We start from the raw sequence: 25,866 nt of genomic DNA on the forward strand, positions 1-25,866 counted from the left end.
TTCATTTTTTAAGTATTGTTTCGTTCCGTGAGTATACCGGCTTCGACACTTTCGCCGCCAGCCTGCTGATAAACCACTTCCGCTAAAAATTAACAAGCGTTAGAAAAACCATAAACAGTGACCCACGTCGGATTTTTTTATTTTAGCAAATCGTGGCATCGGCCAATTCATAATGTTGACTTATGATTGCCTGGGCAATAGTATCACTTGCAACTAATTAATTGCCTGGGCAATCATCATGAAAAGTACCAGCGACCTGTTTAATGAAATGATCCCGTTGGGCCGCTTGATCCAGATGGTTAACCAGAAAAAAGATCGCCTGCTCAACGACTACCTCTCACCCATGGATATTACCGCGACCCAGTTTCGCGTGCTCTGTTCCATTCGTTGCGAGGTATGTATTACCCCCGTTGAGCTGAAAACCGTGCTTTCCGTCGACCCGGGCGCGATGACGCGTATGCTCGACCGCCTGGCGTGCAAAGGCTGGATTGAACGGTTACCCAACCCCGCTGACAAGCGCGGCGTGCTGGTGCAGTTGACACCGGACGGCGCAGCCCTTTGCGAGCAGTGTCATCAGGTTGTGGGTCAGAAGTTACACCAGGAGTTAACAAAAAATCTGTCGGCGGACGAAGTCGTCGCGCTTGAGCAACTACTCAAGAAGGTCCTGCCGTAAAATAAGAAGAGGTAAGATGATGTCCAGACGTAATAATGACGCCATCACTATCCATAGTATTTTGTCGTGGATCGAGGATAACCTGGAATCGCCCCTGTCGCTGGAAAAAGTGTCTGAGCGTTCAGGTTACTCCAAGTGGCACCTGCAACGAATGTTTAAGAAAGAGACCGGCCATTCCCTCGGCCAGTACATCCGCAGCCGCAAGCTGACGGAGATTGCGCAAAAGCTCAAGCAGAGCAATGAGCCCATTTTGTACCTGGCGGAACGCTACGGTTTCGAGTCGCAGCAGACCCTGACGCGAACGTTTAAGAACTATTTCGATGTTCCGCCCCACAAGTATCGCATAACGAATGTACCTGGCGAATCCCGCTATCTGCATCCGCTAAATAACTGATGTTAATCGCCTGTATTATCAAAGACGTATTGAGGAAATCATGAAATTATTCGCTACCGCAGCTATCGTACTCCTGTCGCTGGTCTCCAGCCTCAGCTATGCGGAGCAAAACACCACGCCGGTGCGTCAAAACCAGCGTGATACAATGATTATCCCTTCGGAACATAACGATTCGCCATTTGATTTCAATCATATGGCGGCTGGCAGTGATAAATCCGACGAACTGGGCGTGCCGTACTACCAGCAGCACGACCTGTGATGCCATTACACGCATAATTGTGTAGCCCCTTCTTCGGGGCTTTTTTTTTATCCGCGCGCTATACCCGGCCGCACCAGACGTAAGCCGAAGACGTTAATATAGAGCCCGGCCATAATCAGTACCGCCCCGGTGAGCTGCAGCCCGCTCAGCGTCTCCCCCAGAAGCAGCGCAGCGCTGGCCATCCCCACCACCGGCACCAGCAGCGACAGCGGCGCCACCCGCCAGGTCTCATAGCGCCCCAGCAGCGATCCCCAGATACCATAGCCGACGATAGTGGCGATAAACGCCAGATAGAGCAGCGACAGTATCGTCAGCAGATCGATGTGTTGCAGACTCGCCAGCATGGTCTGCGGGCCATCAATCAGCCATGAGGCCAGCATAAACGGCAGCACCGGGATCAACGCGCTCCACACCACCAGCGACATAATGGGCGGCCGGGCGGCATGCGACATGATTTTCTTGTTGAAGATATTACCGCAGGCCCAGCTGAGCGCTGCCGCCAGGGTCAGCATAAAGCCCACCAGCGGCACATGCTCCCCGCCGAGGCTGCCCTCCACCAGCACCAGCACGCCAAAGATCGCCAGCGCGATCCCCGCCAGCTGCTTGCCCAGCAGACGTTCGCCAAAGACGAAGGCGCCGAGAATAATGGTAAAGAAGGCTTGCGCCTGCAGTACCAGCGAAGCCAGCCCGGCAGGCATACCCAGGCCAATAGCGCAGAACAGAAAGGCAAACTGACCAAAGCTAATGGTCAGGCCATAACCCAGCAGCAGGCGTAGCGGGATGGCAGGCCGGGACACAAACAGCAGCGCCGGGAAGGCGACCAACATAAAGCGCAGCCCCGCCAGCATCAGCGGCGGCATATTGTGTAATCCCAGCTTAATCACCACAAAGTTAAGCCCCCACACCACCACTACCAGCAGCGCCAGCAGTCCATCTTTCCTCGTCATACCCTGCCTCTGTCGTTATTAGAATTTTTGTGAACAAAATCAAAGTAACCAAAAAGCGGCCGCCAGGATAGATCATTATTTTTGGCAGGCCAGGAAGTGCGCCCGGCGACCGGGCTGACCTGTACAAGGCGTAATGAGCATGTTATTTGTGATCGAAGACATAAAATTATAACAACATGACAGGCAAGGAAATCATGATCACCACTCTCAGGCGCTCCACCATCGCGCTGCTGGCATCGTCGTTACTGCTAACTATTGGCCGCGGGGCCACACTGCCGTTTATGACTATCTACCTCACCCGACGTTATCAGCTGGATGTCGATGTGATTGGCTACGCGTTGTCGCTGGCGCTGGTGGTCGGCGTGCTGTTCAGTATGGGCTTTGGCATCCTCGCGGATAAGTTCGACAAAAAGCGCTATATGGTGTGGTCAGTGCTGGTGTTTATTCTGGGATTTAGCGCGATACCGCTGGTCAATAACGCTATCCTGGTGGTGATCTTTTTTGCGTTGATCAACTGCGCCTACTCGGTGTTTTCCACCGTGCTAAAAGCCTGGTTCGCCGACCGGCTGACGCCGGAGAAAAAAGCGCGTATCTTCTCGCTGAACTATACCATCCTCAATATCGGCTGGACCGTCGGGCCGCCCATCGGCACACTGCTGGTGATGCACAGCATCAATTTGCCGTTCTGGCTGGCGGCCGCCTGCGCCGCCTTTCCATTGGTGTTTATTCAGCTGTTTCTCCAGCGGGATGTGGCCGTGGCCCAGCCGGGTGCTGCCGCCTGGTCTCCCTCAGTGTTGCTGCATGACCGGGCGCTGCTGTGGTTTACCTGCTCCGGGCTGCTGGCCTCCTTCGTCAGCGGCGCTTTCGCCTCCTGTCTCTCGCAGTATGTACTGGTGGTCGCCAGCAGTGACTTCGCCGAGAAAGTGGTGGCCGTCGTGCTGCCGGTTAACGCCGCGGTGGTGGTCGCTTTGCAGTACGCGGTTGGCCGACGACTGAGCGCCAGAAATATTCGCCCGCTGATGACCTTCGGCACCGTCTGCTTTGTTATCGGCCTCGTGGGCTTTATGTTCTCTGGCGCCAACCTGTGGGCATGGGGGATCTCGGCGGCGATCTTCACCCTCGGGGAAGTGATTTATGCCCCCGGGGAGTATATGCTGATTGACCATATTGCCCCGTCGGGGATGAAGGCCAGTTACTTCTCCGCCCAGTCGCTGGGGTGGCTGGGCGCGGCATTCAACCCGATGTTCACCGGGATGATCCTCACCCATCTGCCGCAATGGTCGCTTTTTGTCATTCTTATCGTGGCGATTGTCGCCGCCTGGCTGATGATTTTCCGCGGGATGAATGCCCGTCCCTGGCAGCCGGATTGTCCGCTGGCTAATGCCTGACGCCAGCTGGCATGCGGCTGTCGGGTTGATGTCGGGCCGCTGTCGGGTCGCTGTCGTGGTGGCTGGCGGCCCGGTTCACCATACTCCATCACAGGTTTACATCCGCAGAACGTCATGGAGCATACGAATATGAACAGCAACAATCAGGTCAAACAATTACGGCTACAGCGCGCCTGGTCCCAGGAGCAGCTGGCCGAAATGGCGGGTCTCAGCGTCCGCACGATCCAGCGTATTGAGAATGGCGAACGCCCGGGGCTGGAGACTCTCAGCGCCCTCGCCGCGGTCTTTGAGGTCACGGTGGCCGAGATCGGCGACGAAGCCTCGCGGGAGGGCGCGCCGGGCCCGGAAGCCTCGCTGGATCTGCGCATAGAGGAAGCCAAAGCGCGGGTGCATCAGGAGAGCCGCTTTTTCCGTTCGCTGTCGGTGGCGCTGGTGGTTTGCGTGCTGCTGGCGGTGCTCAACCGCTTCACTAATCCACAGGACTACTGGTCCGGCTGGGTCGCCCTGATCTGGGGCGCCCTGCTGGTGGTGAGAGGATTACGCCTGTTCGTGTTCGGCGAATGGATCAAAAACTGGCGCCAGGCGCGCCTGCAGCGGCTGTTGCGCAAATAGCCCGCAAACCGGCGGCGCGCACGCCGCCGGCCTGGTCAGATGGTCACCATGGCGCGCACGCCGTCGCGCTCCATATCACCGCCCTTGCCCTGCTGGACGATGGCGCCGCGCGACATCACCAGGTAGTGGTCCGCCAGCCCGGCGGCAAAGTCATAGAACTGTTCCACCAGCAGGATCGCCATATCCCCGCGGCTCGCCAGCTGGCGGATCACCTCGCCAATCTCTTTGATAACCGAAGGCTGGATCCCCTCGGTGGGTTCATCAAGGATCAGCAGCTGCGGACGGCTGGCCAGCGCGCGGCCGATCGCCAGCTGCTGCTGCTGCCCGCCGGATAAGTCACCGCCTCGCCGCTGCTTCATGGTCTTGAGCACCGGGAAAAGCTGGTAGATCTCCTCCGGCACCTGCTGCGCTTCGCGGGCGGGAAAGCGCGACAGCCCCATCAGCAGGTTTTCTTCCACCGTCAGGCGCGGAAATATCTCGCGCCCCTGGGGGACGTAGGCGACCCCGGCCTGCACCCGCTGGTGCGGTTTGCGATGGGTGATGTTCTGATCCTGCCAGCGTACCTCACCGCTGCGCGCCGGGATCAGCCCCATCAGGCATTTCAGCAGCGTGGTCTTACCGACGCCATTGCGCCCCAGCAGGCAGGTGACTTCGCCCTGGCGGGCGGAAAAATCCACCCCACGCAAAATATGGCTGCCGCCGTAGTATTGATGTAGCTGACTCACCTGTAACATTGGCGCTCCTTAACGTCCCAGATAAACTTCAATGACCTGCTCATTGGCCTGCACCTCCCGCAGCGATCCCTCCGCCAGCACCTGGCCCTGATGCAGAACCGTCACCCGGTCGGCGATGGTCTCGACAAATCCCATGTCGTGCTCCACCACCATCAGAGAGTGCTGTCCAGCCAGGGTACGAAACAGCTCCGCCGTATACTCCGTCTCCGCATCGGTCATGCCGGCCGCCGGCTCATCAAGCAGCAGCAAATGCGGCTCCTGCACCAGCAGCATGCCGATCTCAAGAAACTGTTTCTGGCCATGGGACAGCAGACCGGCCTGGCGGTAGCGCTCACCATCGAGACGCAGCAGGCGCAGCACCTCATTCAGCCGATCGTCCTGTTCGCTGCTCAGCCGGGCGCGCAGGCTGGCCCACACCGATTTATCTCCCTTCATCGCCAGGGCGAGATTTTCCGCCACCGTCAGCGCTTCGAAGACCGTCGGCTTCTGAAACTTGCGCCCGATGCCCTGGCGGGCGATGGCCACCGGGTCAAGGGTGGTCAGATCCACCGACTGGTCATAGAGCGCTTTGCCGCTTTGCGGCCGGGTCTTGCCGGTGATCACGTCCATCAGGGTAGTCTTGCCCGCCCCGTTGGGGCCGATCACACAGCGCAGTTCGCCGACGCCTATCGCCAGCGACAGATCCGTCAGCGCCCGGAAACCGTCAAAGCTGACGTTGATGTTCTCCAGCTGCAGCACCGGATCGGTTTGTTCGCGAAAACGATCGCCGGGCAGCTGACGGGTAAACAGTCCTTCATCCGGTTGCATTAGCGGTCTCCTCGACGCAGCAGGCCCATCACCCCGCGGGGTAAAAACAGGGTCACAATGATGAAGATGAGGCCCAGAAACAGCTGCCAGTACTCTGGCATCGCCACGGTGAAAATGCTTTTCGCGCCGTTGACCAGCCCGGCGCCAAGCACCGGGCCGATCAGCGTGCCGCGCCCGCCGAGCGCCACCCAGATGGCGGCCTCGATGGAGTTGGTCGGCGACATTTCGCTGGGGTTGATGATCCCGACCTGCGGGACATATAACGCCCCCGCCAGACCGCAGAGCACCGCCGACAGCGTCCATACCAGCAGCTTGAAGCCGCGCGGGTCGTACCCGCAGAACATCAGCCGGTTTTCGGCGTCACGTACCGCGGTGAGGATCCGGCCAAACTTACTCTGCGCCAGCGCCGAGCCCAGCCACAGGGTCAGTAACAGCAGCAAAACCGTAGCCATAAACAGGGTGGCGCGGGTGCCGGTGGCGGTGACCGGAAAACCCAGCAGCGTGGTAAAACCGGTGAAGCCGTTGTTGCCGCCAAACCCGGTCTCGTTGCGAAAGAACAGCAGCATACCGGCATAGGTCAGGGCCTGGGTCATGATCGAGAAATAGACCCCTTTGATCTTCGAGCGAAAGGCAAACCAGCCGAAAACCAGAGCCAGCAGACCAGGAACCAGCACCACCAGCGCCATCGCCCAGGCGAAATGCTGCGTGCCCCACCAGAACCAGGGCAGCTCGCTCCAGGAGAGAAAAGACATAAACGCCGGCAGACCGTCGCCCGCCGCCTGGCGCATCAGGTACATCCCCATGGCGTACCCGCCGAGGGCAAAGAAAATGCCGTGCCCCAGCGACAGCATGCCCGCATAGCCCCAGACCAGATCCAGCGCCACCGCCACAATGGCGTAGCAGAGGATTTTGCCGCTCAGCGTCAGCAGCCAGCTCGGCACCGCCAGCGGATGCGAGGCCGGCAGCAGCGCCAGAAATGGCATACTCAGCAGCCCCAGCACCAGCAGGATCCCCAGCCAGCGCAGAGGCCGCGGCGCGCGCTGCGCCAGCGTTAAGGTGATTGGTTGGCTCATCAGTCAATAACCCTCCCTTTCAGCGCGAACAGACCCTGCGGGCGTTTCTGAATAAACAGAATAATCATCACCAGGATCAGGATCTTGCCCAGCACCGCGCCCATCTGGGGTTCGAGAATTTTGTTGAAAATGCCCAGCCCAAAGGCCGCCGCCACGCTGCCGGCCAGCTGGCCGACGCCGCCCAGCACCACCACCAGAAACGAGTCGATAATGTATCCCTGACCCAGCTCAGGCCCGACGTTGCCAAGCTGCGACAGCGCCACGCCGCCCAGCCCGGCAATACCGGAGCCGAGGCCAAAAGCCAGCATATCCACCCGCCCGGTAGGCACGCCGCAGCAGGCGGCCATCGCCCGGTTCTGCGTCACGGCGCGGACGTTCATCCCCAGACGGGTGCGGTTCAGGATGAGCCAGGTAAAGGACAGTACCAGCAGGACGAACGCCAGCACCGCCAGTCGGTTCCACGGCAGGATCAGGTTCGGCAGGACCTGCACGCCGCCGGAGAGCCAGGCCGGGTTTGCCACCTCCACGTTCTGCGCGCCAAACAGCATCCTCACCAGCTGGATAAGCATCAGGCTGATCCCCCAGGTGGCGAGCAGCGTTTCCAGCGGCCGACCATACAGATGACGAATAATGGTGCGCTCCAGCGCCATGCCGATCCCGGCGGTCACCAGAAACGCCACCGGCAGCGCGACTAACGGATAAAAGGCCAGCCATTGCGGCGCGAGCTGCGCCAGCGCCTGCTGTACCAGCCAGCAGCTGTAGGCGCCGATCATTAACATCTCGCCGTGGGCCATGTTAATCACCCCCAGCAGGCCATAGGTGATCGCCAGCCCCAGCGCGGCCAGCAGCAGCACCGATCCCAGCGACAGCCCCATAAAGGCCTGGCCCAGCAGATCGCCGAGCAGCAAACGATGTTTGATCTTTTGCAGGCTGTCGCTGGCCGCCTCGCGCACCGCCGCATCCGGCTCATGCTGGGCATCGGTAAAGGGGATCAGCAGCGCCTGGGTCTCCGGGTCCGCCGAATGGCCGAGCAGCGTCACGGCGGCCAGTCGCGCGCTGGCCTCAGGCTGAGTGAGCTGCAGGCGCGCCAGCGCCACCTCCAGCAGGCCCCGCACATTTTCATCGGTTTCCGCCTGCAGCCGCTGTTGCAGCAGCGCGGCCATGGCCGGGGTCGCTTCCCGCTGAAGCGTGCGCGCGGCAGAAGCCCTCTCCGTGACGTTGTCACTTAAAATAAGGTGGCTGGCCAGCGCACCAGCAGCCAGATTGCGTAGCCGGTTGGTCAGACGGACCGGTCGGGTTTCGCCCTGCGGCGCAGCGGCAGCGCCCAAGGGCTGTAATCCGCCCTGTCGGGTACGGAAAGCATGTTTTCCGTCGTCCATCACCAGGCTCTCGGTGGTCAACGCCCGCAGCAGCGGCAGACGATCCGCCTGTGGTGCTGCCGCCCACTGGGTCAACAGCTGCGCCTGCTGGCTGCGGCTGGCGGCAACGAAGTCGTCCGCCTCCGCGGCCTGCGCCCGCCACGGCAGCAGGATCAGCAGTAGCGCCAACACACTCATGAGACGCAATGCGTTCATGTCGTTCTCCTCTGGTCAGCGGCCGACGGGCGCTATGCTCCAGCCCCGCCGGCCCTGGCGCTTACTGGCTGACAGTTTTCACCGGATGGTCAGGTTTCTTATCGTTACCGGGGATCCACGGACTCCACGGCTGCGCGCGGACGGGTTTATCGGTCTGCCAGACCACGTTGAACTGACCGTTACCTTCAATTTCACCGATCATCACCGGCTTATGCAGATGATGGTTGGTGGCATCCATGGTCAGGGTAAAACCGGACGGCGCGTTGAAGGTCTGCCCGGCCATCGCCTCGCGTACTTTGTCAACATCGGTGGTGCCCGCTTTGGTCACCGCCTGCGCCCACATATGCAGGCCCACCCAGGTCGCTTCCATCGGATCGTTGGTCACGACCGTATCGGCATTCGGCAGCTTGTGCGCTTTGGCGTACGCGCGATAGTCGGCGACGAAGGCTTTGTTGGTCGGATTATCGACGGACTCAAAGTAGTTCCATGCCGCGAGGTTGCCGACCAGCGGTTTAGTATCGATGCCGCGCAGCTCCTCTTCCCCTACCGAGAAGGCCACCACCGGCACATCGGTCGCTTTCAGACCCTGGTTAGCCAGCTCTTTGTAGAACGGCACGTTGGAATCGCCATTGATGGTGGAGACCACTGCCGTTTTGCCACCGGCGGAGAATTTTTTGATATTGGCGACGATAGTCTGGTAATCGCTGTAGCCGAACGGGGTGTAGACCTCCTCGATATCTTTGTCCTGGATCCCTTTGGCATGCAGGAAGGCGCGGAGGATCTTGTTGGTGGTGCGCGGATAGACGTAGTCCGTCCCCAGCAGGAAGAAACGTTTGGCGCCGCCGCCATCCTCACTTAGCAGGTATTCCACCGCCGGGATAGCCTGCTGGTTAGGCGCCGCGCCGGTATAGAAGACGTTGGGGGACATCTCTTCCCCTTCATACTGCACCGGGTAGAACAGCAGGCCGTTCAGCTCCTCAAACACCGGCAGCACCGATTTACGTGAGACCGATGTCCAGCAGCCAAACACCACCGCCACTTTATCCTGGGCCAGCAGCTGGCGCGCCTTCTCGGCAAACAGCGGCCAGTTGGAGGCCGGGTCGACCACCACCGGCTCCAGCTTCTTGCCCAGTACCCCGCCTTTGGCGTTGATGTCGTCGATGGCCATCAGCGCGACGTCCTTCAGCGGCGTTTCGGAAATCGCCATCGTCCCGGAGAGCGAATGCATGATCCCGACTTTGATGGTGTCGGCGGCATAGGCCTGGAATGAGAGCCCCATAGCCATAACAGAGGCGGAGAGTGCAAAAGCTTTTAATAACGTTCTACGTTGCATGATTCACTCCTGAGTAGCGCAAAAATAAAGAATTAACAGCTAACCAGAGGTGATAAGGCAAAAACGGTGCCAGGTTGTGAAAACAGCAGGATGCGGGACAGGTGGGCGGCGTCGACGGGAGGGACGGCAGCGTTGCCTCATCACGGTGCAACGCTGCGCTAAGAAAGTCATTACCAGACGTCGGCGGCGATCGACGTCACCAGACGGACTTTTTGCCACTGCTGGTCTTCGCTGAGGGCATTGCCCTCTTCAGTGGAGGCAAAACCGCACTGCGGGCTCAGGCAGATCTGCTCGAGCGGCACGTACTGCGCCGCCTCGGCGAGACGCGCTTTTACCCCCTGCGGATTTTCCAGCTCGCCATTTTTGGTGGTGATCAGCCCGAGGACCACCTGCTGATGGCCGGGACGAATAAAGCGCAGCGGCGCGAAATCCCCGGAGCGGTCGTTGTCGTACTCCAGGAAGAAGGCATCGACATTGACGCCGCCAAACAGCACCTCGGCAACCGGCTCGTAACCACCTTCCGAGATCCAGGTTGAACGGAAGTTACCCCGGCAGACGTGCAGGCCCACCGTCAGATCGGCCGGCTTACCTTCCAGCGCCTGGTTCAGCACCCGGGCATAAATGTGCGCCAGCGCATCCGGATCGTCGCCGCGTTCGCGTACCTGCTGACGCTGGGCATCGGAGCACAGATAGGCCCACACGGTATCGTCCAGCTGCAGATAGCGGCAGCCGGCGTCATAAAACGCGCGGATCGCGTCGCGCCAGGTGGTGGCCAGATCGTCGAAGTAGTCGCTAAGATCCGGGTAGACTGTGGCATCAATATCTTTCCGCCCGCCGCGGAAGTGCAGCACGCTCGGGCTGGGAATGGTCATCTTCGGCTGCGCGTCGCCGCTGATGCTTTTCAGATAGCGGAAGTCTTCCAGCATCGGGTGATCGCCGAAGGCCAGCTTGCCGGTGACGCGAACGCCGTGCGCTTTGGTCTGCACGCCGTTGAACTGGATCCCCTGTTCGGCATCGTAACGTTCAACGCCCTGCAGGCCATCGAAGAAATCGAAATGCCACCATGCGCGACGAAACTCACCGTCGGTGACCACATGCAGGCCGCAGTCGCACTGCTGCTGGACCAGATGACGGATCGCGTTATTCTCAATCTCGCGTAGCTGACCGGCGTCGATAATCCCCTCAGCCAGCTGCTGACGCGCCTGTTTAATGCTGTCCGGGCGTAAAAAACTGCCGACGATGTCTGCGCGGAACGGGGCCTGTTGACGTTGCATGCTGTCTCCTTAGCGGTGGGCGCGTTAGTTGCCCACCGTGATAGTTCATTATTTGAATTTTTAGACTTCTGGATGGCTATATGTCCAGATACTGGCATGCAGGTTGGCGGGTCGCAAACGAGAATATTTCATGGTACATGAAAAAAATTCATTCAGCGTCGGCGAACGCAAATCCTTCATCCTCCCAGCCGGTGAGCCCGCCGAGCATCATTTTCACCGGCCGTCCCAGCTCGGCCAGCTTCAGCGCGGCCATATCGGCGCCGTTGCAGTGCGGCCCGGCACAGTAGACCACAAACACGGTATCTGTCGGCCAGGCCGCCATTCTCCCGGCGGTGATCTCCCGGTGCGGGAGATGCAGCGCGCCAGGCAGGTGACGCCTGGCGAAGGCTTCCTCGCTGCCAACCACGTGCAGCAGGACAAAGTCGACCTCGCCGGCACGCTGAGCGCTGTGCACATCGGCGCAGTCGGTTTCAAGATGCAGCTTATGGCGAAACCAGCGGATAGCCTCAGCGGAAGCGGCGGGGGTAAATTGGGTTACTACACTCATGGCGTCTTCTCCTTGTCTGTGATAACACTACTTTACTGACGCCCTTCACCCTGATCTGCCGGCAACCATGACAGAAAACGCTAACATCCTGACAACCCCTTCTGTGACACCGTCACGTCATCAGGTGATCGCCCTCGCCTACGATGGACTCTGCACCTTTGAGTTTGGCGTAGCCGTGGAGATCTTCGGCCTGCCGCGCCCGGAAATGGGCGGCAACTGGTACCAGTTCGCGGTCGGCGCCGTCGATGAAGGTCCGCTGCGCGCCACCGGCGGCATCCGCCTGATGACTGACGGCGGCCCTGAACTTCTCGCCCAGGCGGATACGATTGTGGTCCCCGGCTGGCGCGGCATCGACGCCCCGGTCCCGGAGGCGCTGTGCGCCGCCCTGGCTGCCGCCCACGCCCGCGGATGCCGGATTATTTCCATCTGTTCCGGGGTGTTCGTTCTCGCCGCCGCCGGGCTGCTCAATGGCCGCCAGGCAACCACCCACTGGCGCTACACCGCGGCGCTGCAGTCCCGTTTTCCACAGATCCAGGTGGTGGAAGATGTGCTTTACGTGGGCGATGATTTGTTGATGACGTCCGCGGGCAGCGCGGCGGGGATCGACCTCTGTCTGCACCTGGTACGCAAGGATTTCGGCAGCGAAGCAGCCAACGTCGTCGCCCGCCGCCTGGTGGTCTCTCCCCATCGCGACGGCGGTCAGGCGCAGCAGGTCCTGCGCCCGGTTGCCCGCAGCCGGGAGAGCCTGCGCCTTGGGCAGCTGTTTGACTATCTGCACCAGCATCTTGCCGCCAGCCATACCGTCGCTTCCCTCGCCCAGCGCGCCGGCATGGGACCACGCACTTTCCTGCGCCGCTTTGAGGAGGCCACCGGTAAAACGCCCGCCCGCTGGCTGCTGGACGAGCGGCTGCTGCGCGCCCGCCAGCATCTGACGGAGAGCACGATGTCCATCGATGAGATCGCTGAGCGCTGCGGGTTTGCCAGCGCCGGCACCCTGCGCCACCATTTTCGCCAACAGTTTGCGCTCAGTCCGCTGCAGTACCGAAAACAGTTTGCTACTTCTCCGATTGCAAAATCATCGCGGCAACGGACAATAGACGGCCACAGTAAACGGGTCGCCAGGAGGGTCGATGATGAAGAAAGAGTGTCGGGTAGTGATCTATAAAGAGGGGCTGCTGGGCAGCCTGTTTTTTGGCGAAGCCAAGGCTGACCCTGACAAAATGAGCCAGTTTCTCAGCAGCTATACCCGTGAAGGATGGGAAGTGAAAACCATGTCGGTGGAGCGCCGCCGCACCGCTTTGTTCTGGTCGCGGGAAGCGTATCTTTTCGTGCTCGAACGCCCCCTCTGACAGCCTGCGCCTGGTTTACACGTTTAAGCCAGGCGTTTCTAAGCGCCTGCTTTCAGGGCTGACGGATATAGCCCTGCTCCTGCATGTTGTGCATGCCCTCCTCGCTGGCGCAGACCATGCCGGTGGTCAGCATGGCAAAACCAAAGCGCTGATAAAACGTAATTTTATCGGCGACCGCATAGATAAAAATTTTGCCAAAGGGAAGCAACTGCTCCCGGATGGCCAGCATCAACTGTTGTCCGTAACCCTGCCCCTGACGGGCGGGGACGATCGCCACATCCGCCAGATAGCTGCTCCAGGTACAGTCGCTGATGGCTCGCGCCACGGCAATCAACTGGCCGTTCTCATAGCCAAACCAGCAGAAGGTGCTCTGGCGGAACGCCTGCTCCAGTTGCTGAACATCGCGCTCATTCAATCCGGCCTCGGCGATAATGGTTCGCACCCGCTGCCAGTCCACCCGCGCGATCGCCTCTTTACCCTCTATCACCATCATAACCTTGCCTCCCGTCGTCTCCCGAATGGAGCCCCGGAAGCAAGATCTAGCATGCCGCGGCAGGATATGCCAGGCGGAAAGGCGAACGGAAGAAAACGATAGAGGCAGGCGACGGCAAAAAAAAACCGCCATATGACTGGCGGTAAATCAATGCTTGCATGGATAGATTGTGTTTTGCATTTTTCGCAGACAGATAATCCTGACCTCTCTACGTTTGATGCCGAGGATAACAGAGTCAACCTCAATAAAGCCTAAACGGCCTGCGCTAAAGTTTTTCCACCAGCGCTTTCAGTTGCGCGAGGGTCTGCTGCTGGTCCTCCACGACGGCGGCAGGCCAGGCCGACTGGCGCACGATAAGCCGGGTCGGCAGCAGCTCGCGGATCCGCAGCTGCGGCGCCGCCATCAGGGCGATCAGCCGTTCCACCGCCCGCTTGCCCAGCAGATCGAAGTCCTGCGCCACCGTAGTGAGTGGCGGCTGGAAATAGAGGCTGTCGGCGGTGTCGTCATAGCCGGTCACCGATACCGCCCGGCTACCGCTGCGATTAAGCTGGGCCAGCGCGCTGAGCACGCCGAGCGCCATTTGATCGTTCGCCACCACAATCGCGCTGATCCGCGGCTGCAGATGCAGCAGCTCGAACGTTTTTTGCCAGCCGCTGGCGGCGCTCCAGTCGCCGAACACTGTTGTTGAGCGAGCGATATTCAGACTGTGCAGCGCCTCGCGCCAGCTGGCGAGGCGCAGACGGGCGGAAACCGAACTTTCCGGGCCCGCCAGCAGGCCGAATTCGCGATGCCCCACCTCCCACAGGTGGCGCACGCAGGCTCCGCAGCCGTCGCGGTGGTCGAAGCGCACACAGCAGACATCGGCCTCCGGAGAGACATCAAGAAACAGGCAGGCCATATCCGGGTTCTCTTGCACCAGCCGCTCGGCGGTGGCGCTCTCCAGGGGCAGACTGACGATCACCCCGCGAATATGCTGGGCGCGCAGCTCATCCAGCCGCGCCTGCAGCGCGACAAAATCGGCCTGCGCCGGCATCGCTATCGCCACTTCCAGCTGATGCAGGCTGGCATGGCTTTTTATCGCGGCGGCGATCTGCGAGGGAGCATGCAGCGTCAGCGAGGCGGTAATCAGCCCGATGGAGGGCGCCGCCTTGCCGGCAAGCAGCTGCGCCGAGCGGTTAGGCACGTAGTGCAGCGTCTGCATCGCGCGGATCACCTGCTCCCGGGTGCGGGCTGACACCACCTCAGGACGGTTCAGCACCCGGGAGACGGTCTGTTGGGAGACCCCCGCCGCGCGGGCGACGTCCTCCAGGGTTGCGGTACGACGCGGCATCTTTTCTCCTCAGTGATAACAATGTCGTGCGCTAACATTTTATGTTTAACGCGCGACAAAAAACAGCGTTTTGCCCCCGCTTTCGTGATCGTCTGTTCATTTCATTTTCAGCGTGATTGCTGGAAAAAACAAATTACCCGATAACGTTAATCATCCTGTTTAGCGAACGACATTTTCTGATTCACCGGGGATTAAAATGCAAATTAGCGATACCGGCCACAGCCATATGCCCGACTTTCACGCCGTCCTCGCCCGTGAAGACTGGCAGAACCAAACCATTACCCACCTTAACCGCCTGCCGGCGCATCCCGCTTTCGCCAGCTGGCGCGATGAGCTTGCCGCCCGGGATAACCATCCCTCCACACGCCGCCGTCAGCTGGACGGCGAGTGGCAGTTCGCTTACGCCCGCAGCCCGTTCGCCGTCGATGCGCAGTGGCTGACGCAGGATCTGCCGGACAGCCGCGGCACGCCAGTGCCCTCCAACTGGCAGATGGAGGGCTATGACGCGCCGATCTACACCAACGTCCGCTATCCCATCGATACCACGCCACCGCGGGTACCAGAGGATAACCCGACCGGCTGTTATTCCCTGCACGTTGAGCTCGAAGAAGCCTGGCGCGCGGATGGACAGACGCAGATTATTTTCGATGGCGTCAACTCGGCGTTTCATCTGTGGTGCAATGGCGTCTGGGTCGGCTATTCGCAGGACAGTCGCCTGCCGGCAGCGTTCGATCTCAGCCCCTTCCTGCGCCCGGGCTCCAACCGCCTGTGTGTGATGGTCATGCGCTGGAGCGCCGGCAGCTGGCTGGAAGACCAGGATATGTGGCGGATGAGCGGCATTTTCCGCTCGGTGTGGCTGTTGAATAAGCCGCAGCAACGGCTATGCGACGTGCAGTTGACGCCAGCCCTCGACGCCCTCTACCGCGATGGCACTCTGCAGGTCCAGGCGACCGTCGAAGCGACAGAGGCGGCCCTTGCCGGGCTCAGCGTCGGGGTTAGCCTGTGGCGCGGCGAGGAGCAGGTCGCCGCCGGGCGGCAGCCGTTAGGCACCCCGACGGTGGATGAACGCGGCCACTACGCGGAACGGGTCGATTTCTCCCTGGCGGTGGCGACGCCGGCGCACTGGAGCGCGGAAACCCCGAACTGTTATCGCGCCGTGGTCACCCTGTGGCGCGGCGACGAACTGCTGGAGGCCGAAGCATGGGACATCGGTTTTCGCCGCATCGAGATTGTCGATGGCCTGCTGCGTCTCAACGGCAAACCGCTGCTGATCCGCGGCGTTAACCGCCATGAGCATCATCATTTGCGCGGTCAGGTGGTCACCGAGGCGGATATGGTGCAGGACATTCTGTTGATGAAGCAGAACAACTTTAACGCCGTGCGCTGCTCTCACTACCCCAACGCGCCGCGCTGGTATGAACTCTGCAACCGCTACGGTCTGTATGTGGTCGATGAAGCCAATATTGAAACCCACGGGATGGTGCCGATGAATCGGCTGTCCGACGATCCGGCGTGGCTGCCAGCCTTCAGCGCCCGCGTCACCCGGATGGTACAGAGCAACCGCAACCATCCGTGCATTATCATCTGGTCGCTGGGCAACGAATCCGGCGGCGGCGGTAACCACGAAGCGCTGTACCACTGGCTGAAACGCAACGACCCGAGCCGTCCGGTGCAGTACGAGGGCGGCGGCGCGGATACCACCGCCACCGATATTATCTGTCCGATGTACGCCCGCGTCGAACGCGACCAGCCGATCCCGGCGGTCCCCAAATGGGGGATCAAAAAATGGATCAGCCTGCCCGGCGAGCAGCGGCCGCTGATCCTTTGCGAATATGCCCACGCGATGGGCAACAGCCTCGGCAACTTCGCCGATTACTGGCAGGCCTTCCGCGAGTATCCGCGGTTGCAGGGCGGGTTTATCTGGGACTGGGCCGATCAGGCGATCCGCAAAATCTTTGACGACGGCAGCGTCGGCTGGGCCTATGGCGGTGACTTTGGCGATAAGCCTAACGATCGCCAGTTCTGTATGAATGGTCTGGTGTTTCCCGATCGCACGCCGCATCCGTCGCTGGTGGAGGCGAAGCACGCCCAGCAGTATTTTCAGTTCACGCTGCTGTCGACCTCGCCGCTGCGGGTGCGCATCACCAGCGAATACCTGTTCCGCCCAACCGATAACGAAGTGGTGCGCTGGCAGGTGCAGTCGGCCGGTGAAACCCTGTATCACGGCAACCTGACCCTGGCGCTGCCCCCTGAGGGCAGCGACGAGATAACGCTGCTCGACAGCCTGATCCTGCCTGAAGGCGCCCGCGCGGTGTGGCTGACACTGGAGGTGACCCAGCCCCGGGCGACCGCCTGGTCAGAAGCGGAACACCGCGTCGCCTGGCAACAGTTTCCCCTGCCCGCCCCGCTGGTGCTGCCGGCGCCCACGGTGCCTGCCGGCGCTCCGGATCTTATCGTCAGCGACGAGGTCTGGCAGATCCGCGCCGGTTCGCAATGCTGGACCATCGATCGCCGGACGGGTCTGCTGAGCCGCTGGTCGGTTGGCGGTCAGGAGCAGCTGTTGACCCCCCTGCGTGACCAGTTTATTCGCGCGCCGCTCGACAACGACATCGGGGTCAGCGAAGTAGAGCGCATCGACCCCAACGCCTGGGTGGAGCGCTGGAAAAGCGCCGGCCTGTACGATCTTGAGGCGCACTGCGTCCAGTGCGATGCGCAGCGCCTGGCAAATGAAACCCTCGTCGACTGCCGCTGGCACTATCTGCGCGGCGAAGAGGTAGTGATTGTCAGCCACTGGCGCATGCACTTCACCGCGGACGGTACGCTGCGGCTGGCGGTGGACGGCGAACGAGCAGAAACCCTGCCGCCGCTGCCGCGGGTCGGGCTGCACTTCCAGGTGGCGGATCAGCAGGCGCCGGTGAGCTGGCTGGGCCTGGGCCCACATGAGAACTACCCCGACCGGCGGAGCAGCGCCTGCTTCGCCCGCTGGGAGCTGCCGCTGGCGGCGATGACGACGCCCTACATCTTCCCGACGGAAAACGGCCTGCGCTGTGATACCCAGGCGCTGGACTGGGGACGCTGGCACGTCAGCGGTCATTTCCACTTCTCCGTTCAGCCATGGAGCACCCGTCAACTGATGGAGACCGACCACTGGCACAAGATGCAGGCCGAAGACGGCGTGTGGATCACCCTCGACGGCCTGCATATGGGGGTGGGCGGCGATGACTCCTGGACCCCCAGCGTGCTACCGCAGTGGCTCCTGAGCCAAACGCGCTGGCAGTACGAGGTCTCATTGCGTTGCCTTTAATCCGTGGGGGCGACAGCCCCCACCCTACAAACAGAATAACAAGGGATCATGGTGATGAAATTCTCTGAACTGGCGCCACGAGAACGGCATAATTTTGTCTATTTCCTGCTGTTCTTTTTCTTTTACTATTTCATTATGTCGGCCTACTTTCCGTTTTTTCCGGTGTGGCTGGCGGACGTTAACCATTTAACCAAAACGGAAACCGGGATCGTTTTCTCGTCTATTTCGTTATTCGCCATTATTTTTCAGCCGGTGTTTGGCCTGATGTCGGATAAGCTCGGCCTGCGCAAACATCTGCTGTGGACTATTACGGTGCTGTTAATTCTGTTCGCACCGTTCTTTATTTTTGTTTTTTCACCGCTGCTGCAAATGAATATTATCGCCGGGGCGCTGGCGGGCGGGATCTATCTGGGGATTGTTTTCTCCAGCGGCTCCGGGGCGGTGGAAGCCTATATCGAACGCGTCAGCCGGGCCAACCGCTTTGAATATGGCAAAGTGCGGGTCGCAGGCTGCGTCGGCTGGGCGCTGTGCGCCTCGATAACCGGCGTGCTGTTCGGCATCGATCCCAACATCACCTTCTGGATCGCCTCCGGTTTTGCGCTGGTGCTCGGTCTGCTGCTCTGGTTGTCGCGACCGGAAAGCAGCAACAGCGCCGAGGTTATCGAGGCGCTGGGCGCCAATCGCCAGGCCTTTTCGCTGCGCACGGCGGCAGAGCTGCTGCGTATGCCGCGCTTCTGGGGCTTTATCGTCTATGTGATCGGCGTCGCCAGCGTCTATGACGTGTTTGACCAGCAGTTCGCCAACTTTTTCAAAAGCTTTTTCGCCAGCCCGCAGCGCGGGACCGAAGTGTTTGGCTTTGTTACCACCGGCGGCGAGCTGCTCAACGCGCTAATTATGTTCTGCGCCCCGGCCATCGTTAACCGCATCGGCGCCAAAAACGCCCTGCTGACCGCGGGGATGATCATGTCGGTGCGTATTCTCGGGTCGTCTTTTGCCTCATCGGCGGTGGAGGTGGTGATCCTCAAGATGCTGCATATGTTTGAGATCCCCTTCCTGCTGGTCGGGACCTTTAAATATATCTCCTCCGCCTTTAACCCGCGGCTCTCGGCCACCCTGTTTCTGATCGGCTTTAACCTGTCGAAACAGCTTTCCGGGGTGGTGCTTTCCGCCTGGGTCGGCCGGATGTACGACACCGTCGGCTTCCATCAGGCCTATCTGATCCTCGGGTGTATCACCCTGAGCTTCACCCTGCTCTCGTTCTTTACCTTACGGGGTGGGAAAAATCTGCTGCCTGCAGCGGGGACGCAGACCCCCGCCTGACTCCGGCGCCCCCGTCAGGGACGACGGGACTCACTCGACAATCCGCGTCTCACCGCCGCGATTCTCCAGGGCATAGCGCTGACAAGGCGCCCCGGCGGCAATCAGCTCCGCCAACTCTGCCGAGTGGCTGGTCAGCCAGATCTGGCTGTAGCGCGAGGCCTCGATAATCAGCCGGGCCAGCGCGGGCAACATGTCGCGATGCAGGCTGTTCTCCGGTTCATTGATCGCCAGAAAGGCCGGCGGGCGCGGGCTGAGCAGCGCAACGGCGAGGCACAGAAAGCGCAGCGTACCGTCAGACATCTCCGCCGCCAGCAGCGGGCGGCGGATCCCCTCGCGACGCATTTTCAGGGCGAAACGTGACTGCTCGTTTTCACAGTAAAACTGGCAGCCAGGAAAGGCGTCGGCGAGGATCTCGTGCAAAATCTCTTCCGCGCCAATTTCGACAATGGTCTGAAAGGCTGCCGCCAGATTATGGCCGTCGCTGTTGAGCACTGGCGAACGGTATCCCACGGCCGGCTGACGCAGCGGCGAATGGCGGCCGATAGCGAATTCATGATAAAACCGCCAGCGGCGCAGGGTCTCCCGCACCCGCGACACCTCGGGAAAACGATGCGGTTCGCCGAGCTGACCGAACACCGACTCGTTTTCATAGATGCTCTCAGTGAACGTACTTTTCTCCCCCGTCACATCGACGAGAAACGCCGCCTGATTCTTACGCTGCAGTACGCGGGAGGAAGGCCGGCGGGAGTAGCCGGCCAGCCAGATGTTCTCTTCTTTAACGATGGGATCGAGCATGAACTGCGTCGGATAGGGCAATTTTTCCGGGAAGCCTATCTGCAGCTCATAATCGAAGCTGTCGGTCCGGCAGGCGATTTGCAGACGGCGGGGATGACGATCAACGGGCGAACGCTCCCCGGACCACATCATATTCTCCAGACCGCCCTCTTCGCTGATAAACCCCGACAGCTTGCCGTCAGCGGCGGCGGTCAGCAGGTGGATAGCGTTATAAATATTGGATTTGCCGCAGCCGTTGGGGCCGAAGACAATGTTCAGCGGCCCGAGCTCCAGCGCGATATCCCTGACCGAGCGAAAGTTTTGAATACGGATGTACTGAATCATCATAGGTCCTGCCCTGGAAATAGAAGGCTGCCACAGTAGCATAGCGGCGCCAGGGTTACCTTCTCATGCTCCCTTTTCGGGCATGGCTTAACAGAACATTTTTTTCATTCCACGGGTCAATGCCACCCGCGTCAGCTTGTCGTTATCCTGATGGGCTTCACTGAAGACGCCAAAATAATAGCGTTCATTGTCAATGGTTTGACTGACAATACGATAGCTCAGCGGTTGCCCGGATGGGGCACCGTACTGCGCAGGCGTCACCGAGACCTCGGTCGCGTCATCGGCGACGCTGACCAACAGCCCGTCGGCCTTACCTCCCACCAGCATGACCTTAATTATCGGGTGCACCAGTTCCTCCCGGGATGGCGTATATCATTGGCGAACCGCGGAGTCCGGCGGGCATTGTCGTCAACAAACGGCGCCAGCCTGAGTGCGGCATTACGTACTTTCTTATAGTTCATCGCGGCCTTGAGTCAAAAAATAGCGTGCTGAGGCTGGGCTAAATATTGATTATTCGAAATAAAAGATGACAAATGATGAAGGAAAAAAGAGGAATTGTGAATCAGCAAAACGCCGGGTTATTCTTATTTGTCGCTCCTTTGCTCGCCTTTATCGGCCCTCACTCAAGGAAGTATTGCGGTTATGCGTTATGTTCGCCTGTGTGTTATCTCCCTGTTAGCCACCCTGCCACTGGCGGTAGACGCCGGTCCACAGCCGCTTGAGCAGATTAAACAAAGCGAAAGCCAGCTGTCGGGCCGCGTGGGGATGGTGGAAATGGATCTGGCCAGCGGCCGCACGCTGGCGGCCTGGCGCGCCGATGAACGCTTTCCCATGGTGAGCACCTTTAAAGTGCTGCTGTGCGGCGCGGTGCTGGCGCGGGTGGATGCCGGGGTCGAACAACTGGATCGGCGGATCCACTACCGCCAGCAGGATCTGGTGGACTACTCCCCGGTCAGCGACAAACACCTTGTCGACGGGATGACGATCGGCGAACTCTGCGCCGCCGCCATCACCATGAGCGATAACAGCGCCGGCAATCTGCTGCTGGCCACCGTCGGTGGCCCCGTGGGATTGACCGCCTTTCTGCGCCAGATCGGTGACAACGTCACCCGCCTTGACCGCTGGGAAACGGCACTGAATGAGGCGCTTCCCGGCGACGCGCGCGATACCACTACCCCGGCCAGCATGGCCGCCACGCTGCGCAAACTACTGACCGCGCAGCATCTGAGCGCCCGTTCGCAACAGCAGCTCCTGCAGTGGATGGTGGACGATCGGGTTGCCGGCCCGCTGATCCGCGCCGTGCTGCCGGCGGGCTGGTTTATCGCCGACAAAACCGGGGCTGGCGAACGGGGTGCGCGCGGCATTGTCGCCCTGCTCGGCCCGGACGGCAACGCGGAGCGCATTGTGGTGATCTATCTGCGGGATACCCCGGCGAGTATGGCCGAGCGTAATCAACATATCGCCGGGATCGGCGCAGCGCTGATCGAGCACTGGCAACGCTAACCCGGCGGTAGGCACGCGTTATCCGGCCCGCAGCACCTCGCAGGCGTGCCGGGCGATATGACTGGCGGCGGCATCGGACAGATTCCGGTCAGTAATGATGGTGGTGAACCGGGTCAAGGGTAACGCCATAAACGTGGCCACCTGATTGTATTTCGAACTGTCGCACAACAGGATACTTCTTGCGCTGACCTGGCTGACGGTCTCCTTGACGGTAACCTTGTTCTCATCAGGGGTGAAAATACCGCGACTGTCCCAGCCGCTGGCGGAGATGAAGGCCGTATCGATAGCCAGGTGGCGTAACGTTCGCGCCGCCGATTCGCCCACGCAGGAGCGGTTCTCCCGGCACAGGGTACCGCCGGTGTGGATCACGCCGCACTGGCTGGCATCGATCAACAGTTGGGTTATCTCAAAATCATTGGTCACCACCTGCAGATCATCCCGGTCGAGGATCGCCCGCGCCAGCGCCAGGGTGGTGGTCCCGGCATCCAGATAGATGCAGCTGTTTTTGGCGATATGACTTGCCGCCAACGCGCCAATCGCCTGTTTCTCCTCGCTCTGCAGCGTACTTTTCACCAGATGACTGGGTTCTGTGGCCAGCCGGCTGACGGCGCGAACACCGCCCGAGACGCTGACCAGCAGCCCCTGTTCCTCCAGTTTACTGACGTCCCGACGGATGGTCATATGGGACACGCCGAGGATCTCCGTCAGCTCATTGATGCTTACCGCCCCACGCTGCTCCACCAGGGCTAAAATACGCTGATGTCGTTCTATTGGAATCACCGCTCTCCCCTTACCATTTTTTCACACCAGGCGTCACCACTCGGGCTGCGGACCTGGCGACACCCTGTGTTGTTATCGCGCTTTGCCGCTGTTTTTACGCTATTTTAGGGCAAGAATCGCCGTTGTGCAGCCTCTTTCCGCCTGTGAATTTTTTATATTCATGTGGGTTATTCGTGATAGCTCTCACATAAATTCACATGATAACGCTTTACTCTATCATTAAATCACATTAATTAACGAATATTCACAAGGAGACCATCATGGCTGCACACACTAACGTCTGCGTGATTGGACTGGGTTCAATGGGCATGGGCGCCGCCCGTGCCTGCCTGCAGGCGGGCCTGAACACCTGGGGCGTTGACATCAACCCCGACAACTGTCGCGCACTGCTGGAGGCGGGCGCTAAAGGCGCGGGACCCAGCGCGGTGCCTTTCGCCGCTGAACTGGATGCGGTCGTGCTGTTGGTGGTCAATGCCGCCCAGGTGCGGGGGATCCTGTTCGGCGAAACCGGCCTCGCCGCCCACCTGAAGCCGGGCACCGTCGTGATGGTGTCGTCCACTATCGCCTCCGCCGATGCCCAGGCGATAGCCGTGGCGCTGGCGGAATACCAGCTATTGATGCTTGACGCGCCGGTATCGGGCGGCGCAGTGAAAGCGGCCGCCGGCGACATGACGGTGATGGCCTCCGGAAGCGATGCCGCCTTTGCCCGCCTCGCGCCGGTGCTGGACGCCGTGGCTGGCAAAGTCTATCGCATCGGGAGCGACATTGGCCTTGGCTCGACGGTAAAGATTATTCATCAGCTGCTGGCCGGGGTGCATATCGCCGTTGCCGCCGAAGCGATGGCGCTTGCCGCCCGCGCCGGGATCCCGCTGGAGACGATGTACGACGTGGTGACGCACGCGGCGGGTAATTCCTGGATGTTTGAGAATCGCATGCAGCACGTGCTGGATGGCGATTACTCGCCAAAATCCGCCGTCGATATTTTTGTTAAAGATCTCGGTCTGGTGAATGACACCGCCCGGGCGCTGACCTTCCCGCTGCCGCTCGCCACCACCGCGCTAAATATGTTCACCTCCGCCAGCAATGCCGGATTCGGCCGGGAAGATGACAGCGCGGTGATCAAGATTTTCAACGGCATCACTCTGCCGGGCCACAAACAGTGAGGAGAGATAACATGCAGCTTGGTGTCATTGCCGATGACTTCACCGGCGCCACGGATATCGCCAGCTTCCTCGTGCGCAACGGCATGCCGACGGTGCAATTGAATGGCGTGCCGACCCGCGATCTTCCGCTGACCAGCGAGGCGGTGGTCATCAGCCTGAAAACCCGCTCCTGCGCGGTGGAAATGGCCGTCAGCCAGTCGCTGGCCGCGCTGCGCTGGCTGCAGGCCCAGGGCTGTCAGCAATTCTACTTCAAGTACTGTTCCACGTTCGACAGCACCGCGCAGGGCAACATTGGCCCGGTGCTGGATGCCCTGCTGGCCGAGCTGGGCGAGACGCGGACGGTGATTTCCCCGGCGTTGCCGGTGAACGGCCGCACGGTCTATCAGGGGTATCTGTTTGTCGGCGAGCAACTGCTGAATGAATCCGGGATGCGCCACCATCCGGTGACGCCGATGGAGGATGCGCACCTGGGCCGCTTAATTGAGCGCCAGGGGCGCGGAAAAGCCGCGCTGATTGCCTGGCCGATTGTCGACCGGGGACCGGAGGCGGTCGCCGCCGCGCTGGCGACAATCAGCGATCCGGCGGTGCGCTATGTGGTGCTCGACGCCATCAGTGAACAGGATTTGCTCACCCAGGGCGTGGCGCTGCGAGAGATGAAGCTGGTCTCCGGCGGTTCCGGTCTCGCCATCGGCCTCACCCGCGACTGGGCACAGCGCCATGGCGCCAGGGGTGAAAGCGCTCAGGCGGGCATGCCGCTGGCCGGCCCGGCGGTGGTGCTCTCGGGCTCCTGCTCGGTGATGACCAACAGCCAGGTGGCAGCCTATCGTGAACAGGCCCCCGCCCGCGCCGTCGACTTAAGCGCCTGCTTTACCGATCTGGAGAGCTACGTCAGGACGCTGACTGACTGGGTGGACGCGCAGCGCGATGCGCCGCTGGCGCCGATGATCTATGCCACCACCGAGCCGCAAACGCTGCAGCGGATCCAGGCGCAGTATGGCGACAAGGCCAGCAGCGAACGGGTGGAACAGCTGTTTGCCGCCCTTGCCGCCGCCCTGAAGGCGAAAGGATTTACCCGGTTTATTGTGGCCGGAGGGGAAACATCGAGCATTGTGGCGCAGACGCTGGGAGTCGAGGCGTTCCATATTGGGCCGACCATCTCCCCCGGCGTGCCCTGGGTGCGTGACACCCGCCAGCCGCTCTCCCTGGCGCTGAAGTCAGGTAACTTCGGCGATATCCAGTTCTTTGCCCGTGCCCAGCAGGAGTTTCGTCATGACTGAGCAACAACTGCGAGATGAAATGGTGCAGATTGGCGCCTCGTTGTTTAGCCGCGGCTATGCCACTGGCTCCGCCGGCAATCTGTCGCTGCTGCTGCCGGACGGCAACCTGCTGGCGACGCCGACCGGCTCCTGCCTCGGCGAACTCCAGGCACAGCGGTTGTCGGTGGTGACGCTGCAAGGTGAATGGATCTCCGGCGACAAACCGTCGAAAGAGGTCACTTTTCACCGGGCGGTCTATTTGCACAACCCGGCCTGTAAGGCGATCGTCCACTTGCACAGCCACTATCTGACCGCGCTCTCCTGCCTGCAGGGGCTCGATCCGCACAACTGTATTCGTCCCTTTACCCCCTACGTGGTGATGCGTGTCGGCGACGTCCCGGTGGTTCCCTACTACCGACCGGGTGATGACCGTATTGCCCAGGCGCTGGCCGGGCTGGCGCCGCGCTATAACGCCTTTTTACTGGCCAACCACGGTCCGGTGGTCACCGGCTCATCGCTGCGCGAAGCCACCAACAATACCGAAGAGCTGGAAGAGACCGCGCGGCTGATATTTACCCTCGGCAACCGTGAGATCCGCTACCTGACCACTGACGAAGTGGATGAACTGAGATAA

General features: G+C 60.7%; 26 protein-coding genes. 13 read left to right on the forward strand and 13 right to left on the reverse strand.

From position 1 onward, the window contains the following. Positions 1-238 precede the first annotated feature (238 nt). Genes marR through marB form a run of 3 tightly spaced genes read left to right on the forward strand, consistent with a single transcriptional unit; the run spans position 239 to position 1,326 of the window. Entirely contained in the window at positions 239-673 is a 435-nt protein-coding gene (gene marR / locus CWM61_RS21425; protein ID WP_008804963.1) for a multiple antibiotic resistance transcriptional regulator MarR, read from the forward strand. A 19-nt stretch (positions 674-692) separates the two neighbouring features. Beyond that, positions 693-1,067, forward strand: coding sequence for an MDR efflux pump AcrAB transcriptional activator MarA (marA, locus tag CWM61_RS21430; protein ID WP_002904397.1), 375 nt, complete (start codon positions 693-695; stop codon positions 1,065-1,067). 40 nt (positions 1,068-1,107) lie between these two features. Further along, positions 1,108-1,326: a multiple antibiotic resistance protein MarB gene (marB, locus tag CWM61_RS21435; RefSeq protein WP_038422522.1), complete on the forward strand. Its 219-nt coding sequence runs from the start codon at positions 1,108-1,110 to the stop codon at positions 1,324-1,326. 47 nt (positions 1,327-1,373) lie between these two features. Here the strand turns inward: marB and eamA are convergent, their stop codons facing one another. After that, on the reverse strand, positions 1,374-2,273 hold the full coding sequence (gene eamA / locus CWM61_RS21440; protein ID WP_100631886.1) for an O-acetylserine/cysteine exporter: 900 nt from the start codon (positions 2,271-2,273) through the stop codon (positions 1,374-1,376). Positions 2,274-2,467: 194 nt separating this feature from the next. On the opposite strand from eamA, the gene ydeE reads away from it, so the two are divergent. Continuing rightward, positions 2,468-3,661, forward strand: coding sequence for an efflux MFS transporter YdeE (ydeE, locus tag CWM61_RS21445; RefSeq protein ID WP_100631887.1), 1,194 nt, complete (start codon positions 2,468-2,470; stop codon positions 3,659-3,661). A gap of 129 nt (positions 3,662-3,790) precedes the next feature. Continuing rightward, positions 3,791-4,273: a helix-turn-helix domain-containing protein gene (locus CWM61_RS21450; RefSeq protein ID WP_100631888.1), complete on the forward strand. Its 483-nt coding sequence runs from the start codon at positions 3,791-3,793 to the stop codon at positions 4,271-4,273. A 35-nt stretch (positions 4,274-4,308) separates the two neighbouring features. Here CWM61_RS21450 and urtE read toward each other — a convergent pair whose 3' ends face one another. From urtE to CWM61_RS21485, 7 genes are all read right to left on the reverse strand, one after another. Next, positions 4,309-5,007, reverse strand: a complete 699-nt coding sequence (gene urtE, locus CWM61_RS21455) for an urea ABC transporter ATP-binding subunit UrtE (protein ID WP_016160988.1) — start codon at positions 5,005-5,007, stop codon at positions 4,309-4,311. A 9-nt stretch (positions 5,008-5,016) separates the two neighbouring features. Beyond that, the gene (gene urtD, locus CWM61_RS21460; RefSeq protein ID WP_002904321.1) at positions 5,017-5,814 is read right to left on the reverse strand and encodes an urea ABC transporter ATP-binding protein UrtD; all 798 of its coding nucleotides are present in this window, start codon (positions 5,812-5,814) and stop codon (positions 5,017-5,019) included. After that, positions 5,814-6,887, reverse strand: coding sequence for an urea ABC transporter permease subunit UrtC (gene urtC, locus CWM61_RS21465; RefSeq protein WP_008804969.1), 1,074 nt, complete (start codon positions 6,885-6,887; stop codon positions 5,814-5,816). Before urtC ends, urtD begins: the two co-directional genes overlap by 1 nt. Beyond that, complete coding sequence (gene urtB / locus CWM61_RS21470; protein WP_061154657.1) at positions 6,887-8,461, reverse strand: urea ABC transporter permease subunit UrtB; 1,575 nt, start codon at positions 8,459-8,461, stop codon at positions 6,887-6,889. The genes urtC and urtB overlap by 1 nt, the downstream gene beginning before the upstream one ends. 61 nt (positions 8,462-8,522) lie before the next feature. Next, positions 8,523-9,794, reverse strand: coding sequence for an urea ABC transporter substrate-binding protein (gene urtA / locus CWM61_RS21475; protein WP_012968272.1), 1,272 nt, complete (start codon positions 9,792-9,794; stop codon positions 8,523-8,525). Between the two features lie 170 nt (positions 9,795-9,964). Next, on the reverse strand, positions 9,965-11,068 hold the full coding sequence (locus tag CWM61_RS21480) for a cobalamin-independent methionine synthase II family protein (protein WP_074385918.1): 1,104 nt from the start codon (positions 11,066-11,068) through the stop codon (positions 9,965-9,967). Positions 11,069-11,216: 148 nt separating this feature from the next. After that, positions 11,217-11,615: a rhodanese-like domain-containing protein gene (locus tag CWM61_RS21485; protein ID WP_074385919.1), complete on the reverse strand. Its 399-nt coding sequence runs from the start codon at positions 11,613-11,615 to the stop codon at positions 11,217-11,219. Positions 11,616-11,682: 67 nt separating this feature from the next. Between CWM61_RS21485 and ftrA the strand changes: the two genes are divergently transcribed. Together ftrA and CWM61_RS21495 are read left to right on the forward strand one after the other, a co-directional pair. Beyond that, complete coding sequence (ftrA, locus tag CWM61_RS21490; RefSeq protein ID WP_100631889.1) at positions 11,683-12,780, forward strand: transcriptional regulator FtrA; 1,098 nt, start codon at positions 11,683-11,685, stop codon at positions 12,778-12,780. Then, positions 12,749-12,964, forward strand: coding sequence for a DUF4177 domain-containing protein (locus CWM61_RS21495; RefSeq protein ID WP_004205985.1), 216 nt, complete (start codon positions 12,749-12,751; stop codon positions 12,962-12,964). Before ftrA ends, CWM61_RS21495 begins: the two co-directional genes overlap by 32 nt. Positions 12,965-13,016: 52 nt before the next feature. Here the strand turns inward: CWM61_RS21495 and CWM61_RS21500 are convergent, their stop codons facing one another. Together CWM61_RS21500 and CWM61_RS21505 are read right to left on the reverse strand one after the other, a co-directional pair. Beyond that, positions 13,017-13,457, reverse strand: coding sequence for a GNAT family N-acetyltransferase (locus CWM61_RS21500; protein ID WP_061154661.1), 441 nt, complete (start codon positions 13,455-13,457; stop codon positions 13,017-13,019). A 265-nt stretch (positions 13,458-13,722) separates the two neighbouring features. Beyond that, positions 13,723-14,787, reverse strand: coding sequence for a LacI family DNA-binding transcriptional regulator (locus tag CWM61_RS21505; protein WP_100631890.1), 1,065 nt, complete (start codon positions 14,785-14,787; stop codon positions 13,723-13,725). A gap of 196 nt (positions 14,788-14,983) precedes the next feature. Between CWM61_RS21505 and CWM61_RS21510 the strand changes: the two genes are divergently transcribed. Both CWM61_RS21510 and CWM61_RS21515 read left to right on the forward strand, forming a co-directional pair. Then, positions 14,984-18,091 carry a beta-galactosidase gene (locus CWM61_RS21510; protein ID WP_100631891.1) on the forward strand — a complete coding sequence of 1,036 codons (3,108 nt, stop codon included), beginning with the start codon at positions 14,984-14,986 and terminating at the stop codon, positions 18,089-18,091. Positions 18,092-18,145: 54 nt separating this feature from the next. Next, positions 18,146-19,411 (forward strand): MFS transporter, encoded by a 1,266-nt coding sequence (locus CWM61_RS21515; protein WP_008804978.1) that lies wholly within the window; start codon positions 18,146-18,148, stop codon positions 19,409-19,411. A 30-nt stretch (positions 19,412-19,441) separates the two neighbouring features. Here the strand turns inward: CWM61_RS21515 and CWM61_RS21520 are convergent, their stop codons facing one another. Then, complete coding sequence (locus tag CWM61_RS21520; RefSeq protein ID WP_100631892.1) at positions 19,442-20,530, reverse strand: AAA family ATPase; 1,089 nt, start codon at positions 20,528-20,530, stop codon at positions 19,442-19,444. Between the two features lie 87 nt (positions 20,531-20,617). Next, entirely contained in the window at positions 20,618-20,878 is a 261-nt protein-coding gene (locus CWM61_RS21525) for a hypothetical protein (protein WP_100631893.1), read from the reverse strand. Between the two features lie 294 nt (positions 20,879-21,172). On the opposite strand from CWM61_RS21525, the gene blaLEN reads away from it, so the two are divergent. Next, the gene (gene blaLEN, locus CWM61_RS21530) at positions 21,173-22,033 is read left to right on the forward strand and encodes an LEN family class A beta-lactamase (RefSeq protein WP_100631894.1); all 861 of its coding nucleotides are present in this window, start codon (positions 21,173-21,175) and stop codon (positions 22,031-22,033) included. Positions 22,034-22,051: 18 nt separating this feature from the next. Here blaLEN and CWM61_RS21535 read toward each other — a convergent pair whose 3' ends face one another. After that, on the reverse strand, positions 22,052-22,813 hold the full coding sequence (locus tag CWM61_RS21535; RefSeq protein WP_074385925.1) for a DeoR/GlpR family DNA-binding transcription regulator: 762 nt from the start codon (positions 22,811-22,813) through the stop codon (positions 22,052-22,054). A gap of 260 nt (positions 22,814-23,073) precedes the next feature. Between CWM61_RS21535 and ltnD the strand changes: the two genes are divergently transcribed. Genes ltnD through CWM61_RS21550 form a run of 3 tightly spaced genes read left to right on the forward strand, consistent with a single transcriptional unit; the run spans position 23,074 to position 25,866 of the window. Next, the gene (gene ltnD, locus CWM61_RS21540) at positions 23,074-23,976 is read left to right on the forward strand and encodes an L-threonate dehydrogenase (RefSeq protein WP_100631895.1); all 903 of its coding nucleotides are present in this window, start codon (positions 23,074-23,076) and stop codon (positions 23,974-23,976) included. Between the two features lie 11 nt (positions 23,977-23,987). Next, positions 23,988-25,253, forward strand: a complete 1,266-nt coding sequence (gene otnK / locus CWM61_RS21545) for a 3-oxo-tetronate kinase (RefSeq protein ID WP_100631896.1) — start codon at positions 23,988-23,990, stop codon at positions 25,251-25,253. Then, positions 25,246-25,866 carry an aldolase gene (locus tag CWM61_RS21550; RefSeq protein WP_012541792.1) on the forward strand — a complete coding sequence of 207 codons (621 nt, stop codon included), beginning with the start codon at positions 25,246-25,248 and terminating at the stop codon, positions 25,864-25,866. The genes otnK and CWM61_RS21550 overlap by 8 nt, the downstream gene beginning before the upstream one ends.

The sequence above is a fragment of the Klebsiella sp. K-Nf6 genome, from assembly GCF_002806655.1.
Lineage (GTDB): Bacteria > Pseudomonadota > Gammaproteobacteria > Enterobacterales > Enterobacteriaceae > Klebsiella > Klebsiella variicola.